At 47.9% G+C, this 17,241-nt stretch carries 11 protein-coding genes; 1 reads left to right on the top strand and 10 read right to left on the bottom strand.

What is annotated here, in order from left to right; translation table 11 throughout:
* Nucleotides 1-151 precede the first annotated feature (151 nt).
* Nucleotides 152-1,165 carry a potassium channel family protein gene (locus tag ACFPXP_RS15125; protein ID WP_379895153.1) on the bottom strand — a complete coding sequence of 338 codons (1,014 nt, stop codon included), beginning with the start codon at nt 1,163-1,165 and terminating at the stop codon, nt 152-154.
* Nucleotides 1,166-1,351: 186 nt separating this feature from the next.
* Nucleotides 1,352-5,230 carry a cohesin domain-containing protein gene (locus ACFPXP_RS15120; RefSeq protein WP_379895152.1) on the bottom strand — a complete coding sequence of 1,293 codons (3,879 nt, stop codon included), beginning with the start codon at nt 5,228-5,230 and terminating at the stop codon, nt 1,352-1,354.
* A 633-nt stretch (nt 5,231-5,863) separates the two neighbouring features.
* Between ACFPXP_RS15120 and ACFPXP_RS15115 the strand changes: the two genes are divergently transcribed.
* On the top strand, nt 5,864-7,225 hold the full coding sequence (locus tag ACFPXP_RS15115; RefSeq protein WP_379895151.1) for an extracellular solute-binding protein: 1,362 nt from the start codon (nt 5,864-5,866) through the stop codon (nt 7,223-7,225).
* 8 nt (nt 7,226-7,233) lie between these two features.
* Here ACFPXP_RS15115 and nagA read toward each other — a convergent pair whose 3' ends face one another.
* The 8 genes from nagA to ACFPXP_RS15075 form a co-directional block, all read right to left on the bottom strand.
* Nucleotides 7,234-8,394, bottom strand: a complete 1,161-nt coding sequence (nagA, locus tag ACFPXP_RS15110) for an N-acetylglucosamine-6-phosphate deacetylase (RefSeq protein WP_379895150.1) — start codon at nt 8,392-8,394, stop codon at nt 7,234-7,236.
* Nucleotides 8,395-8,504: 110 nt separating this feature from the next.
* On the bottom strand, nt 8,505-10,079 hold the full coding sequence (locus ACFPXP_RS15105) for an FAD-dependent oxidoreductase (protein ID WP_379895149.1): 1,575 nt from the start codon (nt 10,077-10,079) through the stop codon (nt 8,505-8,507).
* A gap of 32 nt (nt 10,080-10,111) precedes the next feature.
* Nucleotides 10,112-11,107, bottom strand: coding sequence for a zinc-dependent alcohol dehydrogenase (locus ACFPXP_RS15100; RefSeq protein WP_379895148.1), 996 nt, complete (start codon nt 11,105-11,107; stop codon nt 10,112-10,114).
* A 116-nt stretch (nt 11,108-11,223) separates the two neighbouring features.
* Entirely contained in the window at nt 11,224-12,843 is a 1,620-nt protein-coding gene (locus tag ACFPXP_RS15095) for a carbamoyltransferase family protein (protein WP_379895146.1), read from the bottom strand.
* A 45-nt stretch (nt 12,844-12,888) separates the two neighbouring features.
* Nucleotides 12,889-14,142 carry a hypothetical protein gene (locus ACFPXP_RS15090; protein ID WP_379895144.1) on the bottom strand — a complete coding sequence of 418 codons (1,254 nt, stop codon included), beginning with the start codon at nt 14,140-14,142 and terminating at the stop codon, nt 12,889-12,891.
* A 6-nt stretch (nt 14,143-14,148) separates the two neighbouring features.
* On the bottom strand, nt 14,149-15,426 hold the full coding sequence (locus tag ACFPXP_RS15085) for an ATP-grasp domain-containing protein (protein WP_379895143.1): 1,278 nt from the start codon (nt 15,424-15,426) through the stop codon (nt 14,149-14,151).
* On the bottom strand, nt 15,423-16,286 hold the full coding sequence (locus ACFPXP_RS15080; protein ID WP_379895142.1) for a sugar phosphate isomerase/epimerase family protein: 864 nt from the start codon (nt 16,284-16,286) through the stop codon (nt 15,423-15,425). Before ACFPXP_RS15080 ends, ACFPXP_RS15085 begins: the two co-directional genes overlap by 4 nt.
* On the bottom strand, nt 16,283-17,236 hold the full coding sequence (locus ACFPXP_RS15075) for a hypothetical protein (protein WP_379895141.1): 954 nt from the start codon (nt 17,234-17,236) through the stop codon (nt 16,283-16,285). Before ACFPXP_RS15075 ends, ACFPXP_RS15080 begins: the two co-directional genes overlap by 4 nt.
* Nucleotides 17,237-17,241: the final 5 nt, after the last annotated feature.

The raw sequence follows: 17,241 nt of genomic DNA, 5'->3' as shown, positions 1-17,241 counted from the left end.
ATCTGATGTAAAATGATTCATAGGGAAGACCTCTTTCTTGTGAGTTGGTTGTGGTGACTTAATTCTACAAGAAAGGTCTTCCTTTTTGCTATTTATCTATTTACACAAGATATTTTACGCTCTCAATTATGTTGTCGGAGGCACATTCCTTTTATTTGTTTATAAGCTCCTGATATACTTTTTTATCACAAACAATTTGAAGCTTCGCATCGCGTGGAAGCGAAAGTTCCAGCTTCCGGTTGATGCCTAAATATCCGCGATCGGCGATCAAGGTTGCTCCTTTTTCCAGCAGCGCTGTAAATGCGTCTCGGTAAGTATGCCATTCTGCTTTTGGCTTGATTTCATATAAATTATCTCCATGCTCTCTCTGAATCAGCTGCTTGACAATATCCCCATGACTTTCCGCCAATGCGGAACGAACAGCAAGACGGGACACCATCTCGCTGGAAACAAGAAAGTGATTGACATGGACGTATTTAAAGTTGCTGATATGCTGCTCCAGCATAATTTCCACCGTGGTATGTACATTCGGAGCAATTCGCTCGATCGTCGAAACAATCAACAAGCTCTTCCCGTCTACTAAAGAAATATCCTCGATGTGCGGATCGGCAAATAGAATGACAGATCTCGCAGCACTCACATTGGCCTGCATCAGTGTTTCTTCACTCGCCGGATCCCCCTGTATATAATAAATACCTTCACCGGAAACCGGGGATGCTGGCAGCTGATCCACGATAACAATATCCTTAGTAAATTCGGAATGCCGAACCTCCTCCAACGCAAATTTCGTCTTGCGATTCCAACCAATCATGATCATATGTCCTTCACCTTTGTAGGCCACTCTTCCTTCCTCCCTCCGCTTAGTAAAGTTGCTGAAAGCATCGATTACTTTGCCAATCACAACCCCGATCAATCCGATACCGGTTAAAAACAGGAACATGGCATACAATCTCCCAGCTATCGTCACGGGGGAAAGATCACCATAACCGACTGTCGTCAGTGTCGTCATGACCCACCACAGTCCGGTAAAGAAATCCGGGAACGTTTCAGGTTCAATATATTTCATGATGATGGAACTGAAAAAAACTAAAAATAAGGTGGCGATAAACAACCAGGCATTCGAAACATGTTTGATTTTTTTCCATACCTTCTTAATAATGTACAATCAGATGCCTCCTTCCTTTTGTTCGTCTACGTAAATTGCAAACCATTTCTTTCTTAGTAGTTAAAAGAGATTGTAACGAGTTGTCAAGTTTAAATCATCCCCATGCTGCCCAAAGAAAAAAAAGAAGCCTTTATCCTTTTCAGGATAAAGGCCGATAAATCTTATTGTGCCTGAAGCAGGCTGCACTCATGAATGACCCAGCAAATAATGCGCAACCAGTGATACATCCATAATATCAATGAACCCGTCACCGTTCACATCGAACCTGCGATTCTCTTCCGTCACAGGCTGACCCACCTTCTTTGCAACAGCAATGAGATCCACCAGATTTACAATTCCGTTCTGGTCGACATCCTCGGCAATGTTCGTGATCTGGATTACCAATTTTACGTCGTGCCCAAGCGGATACGTTTTGCCGGACGTGTCGGCATCTGCGCCAGCGAGCTCTGAAGCTGCGTCCAGACGCAGCATCGTTGCGCTGATCTCATCCGCTGCTTTAAAGCTCAAGGCGGCGACTTCGACGCTGCCGTCAAAGGCATGATCCCCCACCGCCGAAGCTATCATGCGAATGACACCGGGTGTACTAATATCGTAAGTGAAGTAATGGTCTCGGAATGTGGAGGAGGCCGGATCAGATACGAGCTCCAGCATATTCGGATCGTAATGAATGACAGCGTCCGCAGCGTACAGTTGATTTGCACCTGCAACCTGCAGCACCGCTTCGAAAGTGCTGCCTCGGAGCACCGATGTTGGTGCGTGAAGCTGCAATTCCCCCGGCGACCTGTCATCTACAGTAATCATCACCGTATTGGTCGTTTTTTGAACGGTGTCCTGCGTTACCGTAGCCGTGATGGAGGCCGCTCCCTCCTTCAACGCGATCAGCTTGCCATCCACAATCTCTACGACGGATGGATCACTGATTTGATAAGCGATATGATGCCCGTCCGCATGACCTGTTTTCCCGTTCACAAACTGCAATGTGATGTCTAGATCCGTTTCCTGCCCTGTCTCCAGCACTCTATGTCCAGCCGAGAGCGATGCACCTTCCATACGCACCGGAATACGCATTAACTCTGCTCCTTGGGCATAATAGATGCTTCCGTCCTCTCCTAAGGTCATCAAATGCACATATTCATTAACGAGCTGTTTGGAGGCGAGTGTTTCGGGGTCGAACGCGATCAGCTGACGGCCGATCGTCGTATACAGCAGTCCGTCATCTCCCCAGCGCATGAAGAACGGCCGCCAGGAGCTCGCGCGTTCACCTGTTGTCAGCACCTTGCTCTTCACTACTTCTTTCGTCTCCAGATCGAGGGCGAATAATGCAAAACCACTGCTTGCATCTTTGGTGGTTCCCCACATGATTCCCCACAGGTTGCCATCCGGACCTATACTGAGCTCACCGATCATTTGCGGCGATACAAATCCGGGCACCTCCGGCACAAACTCAGCGGTCTTCGATGCCGCTGCGACATCCCATTCGAACAGCTTCGCTTCAGTCTCGCTCGGGTCAATGCCGAGTCCGCCCCAAATCGAAGTACCGCCGTACACTTTTCCTTGATCATAGGCTAATCCAATCACGCTCTGGTTTTGGACTACGTTCTGATGAACGGACCATGTATCGGCGGCTTGATCATATATGGTCAGGGCGCCTCCCAAATAGCCATAATCGGCCACCGTACCCACGAACAGCTTTCCTTCGCCCGATGTAAAGGTGAACGGACGGCTTTGATCGTCCTGAATATCATAGACCGTGCGCGGGTTCGCCCCCATCTCAAACGGCTTTGTCGGATCAAACTCGGATATGACAGCACCGCCGTATATTCCGAAATACACCTTTCCGTTCAAGAAGCCGATTCCCTCGATTTGGTGAGGTTCTTTCTCCTGAAGCACAAATTCCCCTTTTGAGGTATCGTACACGCTCATCGCACCTTGGTATCCGCCCATATATAGATTTCCGTCCGGACCCGTTTCCAGCGATTGAATGTCAATACCGCTTTTCAATACGTCAGGTCGAATGACGTCCAGCGTATGCTCTACCGGATCATAGATCATTTGGTCAATTTCTGCACTCAGCATCACAAGCACATGACGACCCGCCTTCTCCCCTTCTGTCAGCTCCACCCAATTCATGGCCTTCAAAGAGACATTCGGCAAATACAGCTCCGGTTCAGCCAACGAAATCTCATCCGTCTCCAAGTGATAAGTCCAGAGCTGAGAGGTATTCTTGTTGCGGAAATAGATCAGATTGGAATCGTGAGGAGACGGCGCAGAGATCTGACCGTCGAACGTATTTGGATCCTGCCAGTCTAACTGCTTCCGCACTTCATAGGTCTGCTCGTCGATGACCAGCAGCGACGTACCATATGCAATGAACAACTTACCACCATGCGACCAAATATTAGATACGGATGTGGAGGTTCCAGTAATCGGCAGCGGAATTTCCGACTTTTCCCCCGTCTCCCGATCAAACCGATACAAATACGCAGTTGTACCGATGCCGGCATAAAAATATTGATCCGTTACACCGCTGCCTCGTACATAATCCTGTCCCGGATGAATCGTTCCCATATCGGTGAAGGTATCCGTTTCGATATCATAAACGAAGGCTTTGGAATCCGGATAAGTCGACCCATAAATTTTGCCGTCACTCGATGCGTCCAAATCCCAAATCCATCGATTCGAAGGATTGACGCCTAAGTTTTCCAGCTTCTTCTCCTGCGGCAAATAACGGAACAAAATGCCGGTTTGCGTCCCTCCGATATATACGTTGTTATCGGAACCGATCGTAACAGCCCACACCACATCATGGTTAGGCAGCTCTTGCCTAAAATTCACTTCGCCCGTGAGCGCGTCGATGGCAAAGAACGCAGCCGGGGAGCCGCTCGCTCCGAAATAAATTTCGCCATTGCCTACAGCGCCGCCTTGCGTTTTGGCCACGACGGTTGCATCCCCGAGAGATACGGGCTTCGCATATTCATAAGGCAGCTCCAACACTTGCAGCTCCTCAAAACGGACATCATCAAAATATACGGTACCCACCGTAGCGCCTCCCGAATAGAGCCACACTTGCGCCCGAACCGCTGTTTCAGGTGCTATCGCTTCCGTACGCAGCTCCACCCACTGTCCTTTCGGATCAGATACGCCTTGGGACGAGGAACCCACCTCAGTGCCGGCATCATTATAAAACTTAATATATAATCCTGAAGCACCTGTTTCTATGTAAGTACGAACAGTCGCCGCATAAGATTGACCCGGTGTGACGTCCAGATTCACGCTTCGCAGCCCCATCGATGCGCCGCTGTTTTGATCGTCGAAACGAACGCTCTTCGCCCCCGATGCTGCTATATCTTCGGTTAGTGTTATCGCCGTCCCTTCTCTTAGCGGATCAGGATACAGGCTCCATCCTGGTATCCTGCCGTCTGCAGACGATTGTTCAAAATCAGGATTTTGCAAGCCCGTCTGCTCCGCCCAGCGATCTACTCGTGTATCATCATAATAGCCGATAAAATCGGTATACCGATCCACATAAGGAAAGACGATCGCATTTACCGCTTCTTCAGGTGCCGGACCGGTTGCTGTTACCTGGAACCATTCTCCCTCAGCAACCTCGGAAGCTTTCACCTTCGTTCTCAGATCACTCAAGTGAGAGCCGTCTGCCGCGAAAAAACGCATCCACAAATTCACGCCTGCGGACGAGCTTTCACGATTAATCTGTTCCACGTATACACTTGCCGTTACACTGTAGGTTTCACCACCAAGAACAGCGAACGGGGTGCTTTCAACTCCGAGGGTTGAAGCCTCTCTCACATCGAGTTTCAGGCTCGAGCTTCCTTCTGCGTAAACGGTGTCGCTTACGCTCATCCCCGAAAGATTCCCCGATTTCCAATAGGACCATCCTGCGGGTATTCCATTCTCGCTTTCTTCAAATCCAGCATTGATCAGTGTGACAGGAATTGGTTCTGCACTCGACGCCTTCGCTTTCATTCCGGTTGGAATCAGTGTGATGACAATACTCAGCATCATAAGCCATATACAGAAACGTTTACTTCTGCGCATTAAACCCATTCGCTTTCCTCCCCGTTTTTTGGTTCGAATCCGTGCAGACATGCCATTTTCAATGGTTTATCCCTAAATATCCAGTGATTACGTGTGGGTAACCGCCAAGTAAAAGAAGTGAACTGTATTCAATTTGCAAGCATGATGAGAACGTAAAGTCAATTCATACCATTGTGAGTTGTCTAAGTGGTGTGAACATGAATCATACAGCGGGTTTCGTTGGAGTGGTCGTACGTGAGGTTCAGGTTAGTGATCAATACTTCACAACATGGCTCATCAAATGCACATGCCTCCTTATTCACTTTGTTTTTCAACCTGTATTCATTGTAAAAATAAGATGAAATGAACGTAAACGGATCAATTTCCGCACTTGATGATTTTCTATCACAATATCGGACCTTTCTGCCAAGGTGCGTCCTAACCAATCTTCAGCGGTATAGAATCCGATCATGCGATAGATTATTCTTAAACAAGCCGAGTGATGAAACCTTTTATGTTTCTATATTTTTTCATATTCTACCGACACACAAGCTTGCTGCGAAAAAACGCAAACGGTAGATTTCCAAATATGTATAGCCAGTCAGCTGTAAGAATATGTATACTAAAACTATACTTGTGAACGAATGAAAGAGGAGAATCGGAATGAATAAACCAAGCCGGACAACGTTCCGTGCACGTCTTCAGGAAATGATCCATACATTGCGGACACAAATCGAAAGCGGAGAGCTTCAAAGCGGGGACTACCTTCCTTCCGAAAACCGACTGGGTGAAATATTCAGACTCAGCAAAAAATCGGTGCGTACTGGCTTAGAGCAGCTTGTAGCAGACAATCTGATACGCAAAATCCCGCGTGTAGGAAACCAAATCATCGGCCCTGCAGCCAGCACTTCTTCTGTGAACACTATTCGTGTTGGATATTATGCGTCCTTGAATACAGACGCTGCCATGGACCAAATGATCGAGCAGTTTCAACAACGATACCCGAATATTCGTGTGCAGGGAATTGAGCTGCCTTTCGAGGATTATTATAAAACGACCTCCCAATATGTTCAGCACCAAATGATTGATGTAGTGACGCTGAGTCATTCCGATTACTTGAAATACAAGGAGAATGACCAGCTGGATCTATTCACACCGCTGCAGATCCATCCGCAAACCTTTTCAACCTTGAACCGAGCGTTTGAACATAAGGGTGATATCTACGCTGAGCCGTTTGTATTTTCACCTGTGATCTTATGCTACAACAAAGACCACTTTCGTCAGCTCGGTCTACCCGAACCGGACCGCGGCTGGACTTGGCATAAGCTGTCCGAACTATTAATGCGAATTAAAGACAATTCCAACCACTTTGGTTTCTATTTTCATCTCATGTCGGATAATCGTTGGCCTATCTTCTTGCTGCAATCGGAGGCTTCGTTTCATCGAAACGAAAACGGTGAATTATGTGCTGATTCACATGCCTATGACGGCTTAAGTCTATGCAGGGATTTGATATACAATCAGGGTTTCCCCTTCTACATCTCAGAGAAAGACGAAGATACGGATGCCTTGTTTATAGAACAAAAAATATCGATGATGATGACGACCTATTTTGGGTTAAACCATCTACAGAATGTTCCTTTTGAATATGATATCGCTCCGCTCCCTGCATATAAAAACGACAGCACCCTGCTGTTAGCTACAGGAGCTGCCGTAAGTGCTCAATCGGATCGTTTGGATGCAGCTAGAGCGTTCGTCGATTACTTGATATCAGAGGAAGGCCAATCCGTCATTCGTCAGCATACACTCAGCATACCCGCAAACCAACGTATTTCGGAACAAACCGTACGTCCTGAGTTATCCGCGCCTGCTCGTTATCACATGTACCGTCATATCACGCACACCTTTCGTCTGCACAGCGATTTGAATCTAAGTACGTCAGACTTGAGTGCCATACGTGACCGTCTAAAATTCTTCTGGTCGAATATAGAGCAAACGATGGCATGCAAAAGCTTAACTTACTGACGCGATATTCAGGCGATTGAACGATAAATTACCCGACCGTTCCGTATGGTCATCCTCACGTTGAAATCCGAATCTGCAATGACGACATCAGCATCTTTCCCGACCATAATCGACCCTTTGCGATCGCTTAAGCCAAGCTTTCTTGCCGGTATCAAACTGGCCATTATAGAAGCTTCTTGCACGGATACTCCCATATGCTGAACAGCATGGGCTACGGCCTTATTCATCGTTAAGGTGCTGCCGGCCAATTGACCCGATGGAAGTCTGGCCGCCCCGTCTTCAACGTAGATCTGCCTGCCTCCGGCTGAACGATACTCACCATCCGGTAAGCCCGCGGCCCGTATCGCATCCGTCACGAGCAAAGTATTCTGCAGTCCTTTATTGTACAGCAGCAGCTTTCCGGCAGCGGGATGAACGTGAATCGTATCCATGATGAGCTCAGCGCTCACTCGTTCATCCATAAGTGCAGCGGCCAGCATACCTGGGTTTCTATGGGAGAAACCGGACATTCCGTTGAAGCAGTGGGTGATATGGCTTACACCGTATTCGATTGCTTTCAGCATGGTATCATAGTCAGGACCGCAATGCCCGGCTGAAGCAATGATTCCGCGGCTGGTAAGCCAACGTATCAATTGATCCGCTCCCGTCTTCTCCGGTGCTAAGGTAACGAGACGGATGGATTGCTCGGACAACTCCATCCAGTGCTCCATCAATGATACGTCGGGAGCAATCATATGATCTGCATTTTGAGCGCCTTTGTAATCCTCATGGATGAAAGGCCCTTCCAAGTGAATCCCCATCGGCAATGAGCCCTGTGGATCCGGACTATGAATGCAGCTTGCCATAGTCCGCAGTACGTCTGAGACCTCATCCTTCGGCATCGTCCTTGTCGTCAGCAGCATACCTGTTGTTCCGTGAGCAGCGTGAAAGCGGCACACCTGCTGGATTGCTTCCTTCGTTCCATCACTGACATCCGCACCGCCTCCGCCATGCACATGCAGGTCAATAAAACCGGGCAGGACGTAGCAGCCGGATGCATCCACCACTTGGTCAAAATAGGTGTCAGGCGGCCCGATTGCCGTAATCTTTCCTTCTTCTAGAAGCACTTGTTGATTATTCAGCACTCCCGTTTCAGTTACGACATTTCCGCCCTGAATACAAATCTTCATACGATCCATCCTATTCTTTATTCAATAGCACATCCTAAGCATCATGATGTCGACTGCATTTCTATCGGAAGCGCCTCATTGTCCGGTTCTTCCAGATCGTACACTGCCGCTTAAACCGCGTGGATTTGCGGCCACTTCAGCTCGATTCCCTCTTGTGTAAGCAGATTCTGGTAAGCCTCTAGCTGCATTTGATTTCCGCGAACTTGACGAGGCGTAAGCTTCTGATCGACGCAATAAGCGGCTAAATATCCAGCAGCCTCTCCAATATTCCATTCCACAGGGTGAAGACGATAGCAGCCATTCGTAATATGAGTCGTACCGATATTCTTACATGCCGCCAGCAAATTGTTCACCCGAATCGGGATGAGGCTTCCTAATGGAATCTGGAATGGCAAGCTTGAAACATCTACATACGTGCGCAGCCCCGTGCTTGGATGAAGATCAATCCGATAGCAGCCAATTCCTACGGAATCATAGTAATCTACAGGGCGCCCATCCGGGCGGCAGCTCGGGCTTAAATCCTGTTCCACAACCGTATACTCCGCCTGAATTCTTCTTGATTCCCGAATATACGGCATCATCGCAAGTCCATGCGTCGTGCCCGTTACATCATACCGCAAGCGAAGTCCAGGATAGCCCGCTTTCCCATCAGGACGAGGGGCTTCTGTCTGCATCCAATACATCAGGGACAAACTTAGCTGTCTCGCATTCTCTAGATGCTTCTCCCTTTCTTCTGCGCTTACGTCAATGATCGGACCCAGCCAGTAATCGTTTTGCGGCCAGTTAACCATCGTGATATCACTTTCAAATGTACCTTCTGCAAAATGAGAGCGATCGATCACTCGGCGGTATTTCCACAGTGAAAAGGATTTTCCATCTGGAAACAGACTGTAGCGAATTGGCTCTAGCGTATGCGGGATGAGCCCCATCCAGCTCAGCTGCTGGTCCGGCCAAAAATCGGCTCGATACCCTCTCCAGAAGTCATACTGCTCCGGTTTAGAGATGGTGAAATCTTCTCCTTCCACATGATCCATTGCAAAACACCAAGTTATCGCCTGCATATCCATCGGATTGGGAGCTCCCGGCAGTGCGCTCGGTTCACCGGTCTGGGAGACGGATTCGGATCCCGTCACGTATTCTACGCCAGCTAACGGCAGCAAATCGCCCTCATCCGTCGCATCCAGGAAATAAGGTGCGGTCAATACAATCGTCTCATTCGATTCCGTATGCTGGACATGTACCGCCGCAATATCATCGCGGTCCATTTCTGCTTGTACCGGCTTGTATTTTAATAATATGTTTAGTCTCCCGCTATGGATATAGGGTGCGAGCATTTCATACAGAACCGCTAAAGCCGTGCGCGGCTCATGTGAAATTTTGCTCACGATGGCGCTTCCCGGATTAAATTCGAGTGCACTTCGAGAGCCGGCTTGAACAGGGAAATGGTTCAAATAATAGTTTCGAACTTTGTTTCGAAAAGAACGGTAACTAGCCGTACAGCCGAACTGTTCGATCCAAGGATGCTCATCCGGCGGTACCGCTTGGCTTGTCAATTGACCTCCAATCCATTCGGACTGCTCGGTCATAATGACCGTCTTACCCGCTTTAGCTGCCGCCAAAGCGGCGGAACAGCCCCCTGTGCTGCCTCCGATGATGACGATATCTGCTTGCAGTTGCTTAGTCAATGCATTCACTCCTATTCCGTGTTGTATGTCATTTAGTACTGTATTAATGAAGCAAGGATTTTGCTGTCCGACTCGTATTTTTCGTAGGCATGGTGCGCTTCGTCCAGCTTGAACTGATCCGTTATGAGAGGAAGTACTGAAATCCTTCTCTCAGATAACAGCCGAACATATTCTCCGACATTTCTTCCTTCAGTCCAACGCACATAACCAACCGGGTAATCGCGATTTTCCTTCTCATACTGTTTGTCATATCGACCCGGTCCGCCTGCTCGGGAGATCAATACGCGGGCTTCCTTCTTGAACATCGCCGCCCGAGAAAATTCCATTGTCAAATTGCCGACGATGACAACACTTCCTCGGTCTCGCAGCCATTCGAACGAATTGTTGATTAATTCCTCGCCGGAACCGCCTGCACATAAAATAATCGAATCGAAGCCGTGCCCATCCGTTAAAGCCTCAAGCTGCTGTTCTAAGTCTTCGGTACGGTCAAAAACATGCGGCAGCCCTTGCTGCTTCAGCAGTTCCACACGCTCGCTGCTTACATCCAGACCTACTGTTCGGTAGGCGGCTGCCGAAGCGATCTGCGCCACTAAGTTGCCCAAAATCCCTAATCCCACGACAAGCACCGATTCTCCGAATTTCAAATCCGCGATGCGCAAGGCGTGAATCGCAATAGCGCCCAAACCAGCGAACGCGGCTTCCTGCGAAGTTACATGCTCGGGTACAGAAGCAATCAGATTCGTCGGAACGGCTAACTTCTCCGCATGCTTTACAAAAGGGGAGCCATAGCAAGCGACACGCTGTCCGATTTCGTATTCGGTTACTCCTTCACCCAGCTCCTCGATCCAGCCGACTGCACTATAACCCATCATGACGCTCTTCCCAGCGGAAGCGCGAATGATAGACATCTCTGTCCCCGGACTAATTCCGGAAAATTCGGTTCGTATCAGGACATGTCCTTCTTTTAATTCCGGTGCATCTGCTTCAATTACGGCTGCTTTTCCATCTCTAGCTGCTACTGCTTTCATTTGATTTCCCTCCAAAAATTCAGTTATGCAATGTCTATATATCATATTAGAAAAACTTCTACCGAAGTACTATAAAGGAAGAGTGACCGCGGTTCATCTGAAGCTTTTCAATGCAGTCATCGTTTCTTCTTACGGATTAGATACCTGTCCAATACGAGCCCATCAAGATCAATATTGAGAAAACAGCGTATGGCATCCACTGGTGTTTCGACAATCGGTTCCCCATTATCGTTGAATGAGGTATTTAATAGGATCGGTGTTCCCGTCAAGCTTTGAAAGGAAGACAGCAGCCGATGCAGTTTCGGATTGATGTGCTTAGACACCGTCTGAACTCTCCCCGTACCGTCTGCGTGCGTAATCGAAGGAACCTCGCTTCGCTTTCCTTCCAAAATATAAGGGACCAACAGCATATAGTAGGATGGGTGCTCCATCGAAAAGTATGCCGTTTGCTCTTCTTCCAACACAATCGGTGCGAACGGTCTGAACGCCTCCCTATGCTTGATCCGGGAGTTGATTGAATCCTTCATATCCTTCCTTCTGGCATCAGCCAAAATGCTACGGTTTCCAAGCGCTCGCGGACCGATTTCGGAGCGGTCTTGAAACCATCCGATAATCTCTCCCTGATCCAAAATGCTGGCCACCGAGCCGTACAGATCGTCCGGAACTTCCACGATGATATGTTCAGCAAATTGCTGCAGTGCCTGCTCATAGTCCTCCTCGGTATATGCCTTCCCTAAGTAAGGAGAGAATGGAACCGATAGGTCTTCCCTCGGCTGTTTCATCGTGACGTGATATCCGTAATACGCGCTTCCAATCGCCGTTCCGGCATCTCCGGCAGCCGGCTGTACGAAAATACGCTCGAATGGAGTCTCCTCCAAAATTTTATAGTTCGCTACACTGTTCAGCGCTACACCGCCCGCTAGACATAAATGACGAGACCTCGTCCTCGCATGCAAATACCGGCACGCCTTGATCATCGCTCTTTCCAAATGATATTGTCCGGCATAGGCGATATCCGCCTTGGCGTGAAAACGTTCTTCTTCATCTCGGATCACCCCGACGGTGTGACGAATAAATCTTTTCATTTCTTGAATATGTGTTTTGGTCTGGACAAACCTCCCTTCATCATCCATCGTATAGAAACGTTCGAATTCTTTGATATACTTTGTTGAGCCGTAAGGTGCTAATCCCATTGTCTTTCCATTCGTCAGCTTGTGAAACCCGATGCCGTTGCTTAAAATATCGTAAAAATAGCCCATCGAGTTTTCCACAGGTGACAGCACCTGATTCCATTCCATTTTCCCCGTAATTTTTAAGAGTTCTTGAATTTCCGTTCCCTTGGCATAGTAATACGTTGTTGTCTCATTGAGTCCACCTATCGCACTGCCTGCACCATCGACGACGAGGATGGCCGCTTCTTCGAACGGGGACGGATAATAAGCGCTGGAAGCATGGGCCAGATGATGATTCATGAGTACCATTTGATCCCGGTATGGCTTGTAATAATTTCGATCGATAATATCATTGCCTATGACAAGATCTATTTCTGAAAGTGATAGTCCTTGGCCTTGCAGAACATATGGCACAGCTTGATTTCCCGATGACTTCACATCCAAATCCAGGGAATGCTTGATTCTCGTAATTCGCTCCTCTTCAATCGCAGCAGCAAACCTTCCATCCGTCATCAAACATGCGGAAAAATCATGGCTCGAACCACCAAGTGCCAAAATATTCACCCGAATCCCTCCTTTTGAATGGCCGTTTCAGATCCGTACACACATTTATAGCCAGCTAATATCATGCAGTTCACCGCTTTGTGCAACCCACAATTCCTTAGGCAGCGTATGAGATAAAAAATGCATATTCCCGCAGCTTAAACCGTAAGCTCCAGAATTGGGAAACACAATCGTATCCCCCATCGTCATATTCCCCGGCAGCAGCACGGAGCTTTGAATCACATCGGTAGGTGTGCAAAGTTTGCCAACGATATTTGTCTGAATAAATCCATCTCTTGCTTCTGCAGGTTCTTCCAGCATTTCATCCTTGCGATCATGGAGCATATAACGGATCGGCAGTGGCGCCTTGAAGCTTCGGCCCATCACTGAGCTGAATGCGCGATGATGCGTGCCCCCATCGACAATCACAAATTTCTTCCCATGCGACTGCTTCGTGTACAGCACCTGTGTGACATAACTGCCCATGCGTGAGGTGATATATCGGCCGGACTCCACGAAAATATGCTTTAATTGCAAATCCTCGTTCTTCAATATTTCTTCGGACAAGAGCTTTCCAAATTCATCAATAGGAAACGGATCATCTCCCCTGAAATAAGGCACCCCAAATCCCCCGCCTAGACCCACTGTTGTTAAAGGGATAGCATATATGTCCTTTAGTTTTCGAATCCATGCAAACATTCCCGGAATGCTTTCCTTGTAATAATCCAAATGGAAATTTTGCGTCCCCTGATATGTATGCAGTCCAATCAGCTTGAGCTGGGTATGTCCTAGCGCATATTTCACAGCATCCTCCAGCTGCTCCTCGTCGATGCCGAATTGCGTGGGAATGCCGACTGACGCCATCCTTGATCCTTGCCGTGTTGTCTTCAGATTGATTCGAAGCGTAACCTGTACCTTCTTTTTCAATCGGGCAGCCTCTTCTTGAATGACCGTCAGCTCCTGGACGGATTCGGCATTGATACAAAATACATCGCCGTCGATGCAGGCACGAATTTCTTCCCTGCTCTTCCCCGGTCCGGTAAACACGATCTGATCAGCCGGCACCCCGATCGAAACCGCTCGGTGATACTCTCCAATGGAAGCCACCTCGATCGGAGACCCCAACCGATGAATCGCTTTGCAAATATAAGGATTCGGGTTCGCTTTCATCGAATAATACAGCCCGACTTGTTGCGGCAGGGCACTTCGGATCCTGACGTAGTCCTCTTCCAATTGTTTTTCGCTGAACAGAAACAAAGGGGTACCGAAGCGCTTCAGCGCTTCGGAAATCGTATCCGCCTCTCGAATGTTCGTTTCCAAAAAGAGTCACCTCATCTCCGTCAATGTTTTAGGATTCATGATTTGCTCGGTGCGCTGAACCATCGTCTCCAGCTGATGCCTGTCTTTTTCCCAGAACATCATAAAGATTCGGTATACATACATCTGCTGCTTCGGCTCGAACACCTCATGAAAACCATAGATCAGAGAACCCCCGGAATCCGATGCCGTGATCATTTCAACCTGCTTTCTCAGTACGGAAAATTCCTTCCGCCGCGATGACTTCACGTCAAAAAACTGAACACAGATATGAGGGAAACCGTCTGCAAGCAATTTCTTCCGAATTGATAACGTATAAGTGACCATCGTGAGTCTCGCATTGATTTCGATGACTGGAATTAATCTTCCTTGCTTGTCCATCATCGAATCCACTCCCATAAATCCCTCATAACCTTCCTGCAGCAAAAGCTGTCCCAGCCACTTCAACTCTTGCAAATAGTGCTCCATAACGTGCTTAGGAATGGGAGGATTCAAATCACTGCCTCTATAGACCCCTACATCATTATTGTCCTGCTCTGTAACCGCCAGCACATGGCATTCCCCGTCCCACAGCAGCAGCTGCGCATTCAAGTTGTACTCCACTTCATGCCAGCGTTCGATCGATACCATGAAATCTTCCAAATGGCGCTGTCTAGACAAATAAGTAAGAATAAAATCGAATTCCTTCCGGCTTCGAATATGAAACAAATTTTTCCCCGAGGAGCCGTAGGCCGTTTTCAATACATAACGTTCTGCATACGTCATCTCCTGCAGCTTTCGAAAAGCCTCTTCCAGCTGATCATATCGCGTGCATACAATGCCGTCGCTAACAGGTATCGAATTCTTTTCGCAAAACAATCGGGTATAGATTTTATTATTGAGCTTTAAAGCCAGCTCCGGGGGCGGGCCGATCCTCAAGCCTCCGTTCGAGCTTATAAACTCCGATTGCTGTGTATCCATTAAATAAGGAATGGTATAGGTTCCTTTCAATCTGCCGGCGAATTCATCAGGATGACCAATAAGCAATTTGGGGATGTGAATCCCCCGCTCTTCCAAATAACTTAGAAACTCGGGCTCAGGGCTCTCCTGAACGATCACCTCATCCTGTGAATCGGCCAGATAAATTTGATGAATATGCATCTGATTCATTAGAGAATCCGTCGTCGCATTTTGAAATTGAGGAAGCCGTACACCGATATTGCTTTTCTGCTCCCAATTGATGTTGGAATACCATAGTTTGGGACGATCGATGCCAAGCAAGCCGCTAATAAAACGATCCGTCTTCATCCGCTCACCTCATACCGAGTTGGTCGATTGGATACATTGCGGAGCCATTCCATCTCACCGCTTAAATATTGAAAAGGCTCCTTGCCAAACCATTCCAGAGAAGCACAGCTATCCACATCGTCGTCTGATAAATACGCGACGATTCGTTCGAAGTCCACAATTCCTTCCTTTAGCGGGACCATCCCCTCCCTCGGCCCGCTGGGGGAATACACGTTATGGGGATGAAATATGGACAATTGTTCGGGATTCGTTACGTTTTTCATATGAAAATGAGAAACCCAAGGTTTTAAAGCCTGATAGGCTTCGATCGGATCCGATCCCCCCTCCCAAATATGCAGAAAATCGAGATTGATCCTTAATGCCGGATGATCGACTTCTCTCAAAATTCGCAGCGTTGAATCCAACGTATCCGCGAGGGTATTTGGGTGCGTCTCCAGAACAAGCGTCAATCCGTTCTCCGAAAGCTCCTCTGAAAGCTTCCTGAGCCGATCGATACACAATTCCCACTGCTCATCATCCACCTGGGAGCTCCCCATATGACCCGCAAAAATACGAATGTGGCTCGTTTCGAATCGACACGCCAATTCGATCCATTCCTTGAGCTTCATTTGTATAGCGGAGGATGGCTGAAGGTTATCCAGAAGCCCGACGTAATCACTAATCATTGGAATCTGCATACCGTACGACTTGAGCTTGACCATCCACGGTTCAATCTGCGAATGGAACGTATGGACCAATGCTCTCGCGTGAACGCCCCATAGCTCGATACCGGAAAAACCTGTCCGATGGGCATATTCAATCAGATGCTCAAAAGAAACTAACTCGTGTCGAAAGGAGATGGTGCATAAACTATATCTCATATCAGCTCACTTCCCATCTGTTCCATCTGCCGTAGAAATTGCATTTCCTTCTGCCCGACTTCCGTTAATTTATCCGCTAATTGACGGAGAAGCGCCGTGTCGGTACAGTTTTTCTTGTATTTGATCAAAAGAAAGTTCACCGTCGTCCACAGCTTCATTAGCATATCTACCGCTGATTTCCCTTCCTCCAATTGAGAAGCGCTGAGCAGCTGCAGTTCGCAAATGCTGTTCCATACCGCACTTCTTGTTTTGATGATGGATGAAATGGTAATGTTGTTCTGATAAATCCACTCATTCCTGCGCTCTTTACTCCAATTAATGGACTCCATCAAATCGGCGGAGAACCGCTCCACTGCCCGGTATCCGAAATTGTGGTCCCCTTTCGTATACAGCTGCAAATTTTGCTTCATTGTAAATCGAAAGGCATCCTTCGGATCAGGTAATAAAAATTGCTTCGGAGGAACCAGCGTATAGTAATATAACAGACCGTCTTTCTGCATTCGCGTGCGGCTTAACTGTTCTCTTGTCAACGTGCCGATAAAATCCGCGGTAGGATCGGCTGCCAGAAACGGACTTCCGGAAGCGTCACATCCGTAAATCAATGCAAAATGCTGAATTCCGTTAGCCTCGTGCGTCAGCAGCTCCCTAGGGAAATAGTCCATATCCGCCGCACGGCACATGAGAAGCACCGAAGCGCCTTCACGGATGAAACAAGCAAGTTCATCCACTGTCCCTTTTTTTAATTCAGATTGAATGCCATAGAGATAGTCGAGCTGATACAGCCTTATATTTTTCCCTGACATCAAGAGGCCAGAGCTGTAGTTCAAGCTCCAATAATTCATTAAAAAATACCGAGAGCTGACTTGCTTCATCCGCAGCAGCGTCAATAAACAAGAGGCGGCACACTCCATCGCCGCCAGTTTAACGACGGTTTGATTCGGCTGTTCCATTCCTT

Origin of the sequence: Marinicrinis lubricantis, assembly GCF_042658665.1 — a bacterium.
Taxonomy (GTDB): Bacteria; Bacillota; Bacilli; order Paenibacillales; family KCTC-33676; genus Marinicrinis; species Marinicrinis lubricantis.
Note: the sequence above shows the minus strand (reverse complement) of the source record. Positions and strands in the feature narration are given on the sequence as shown.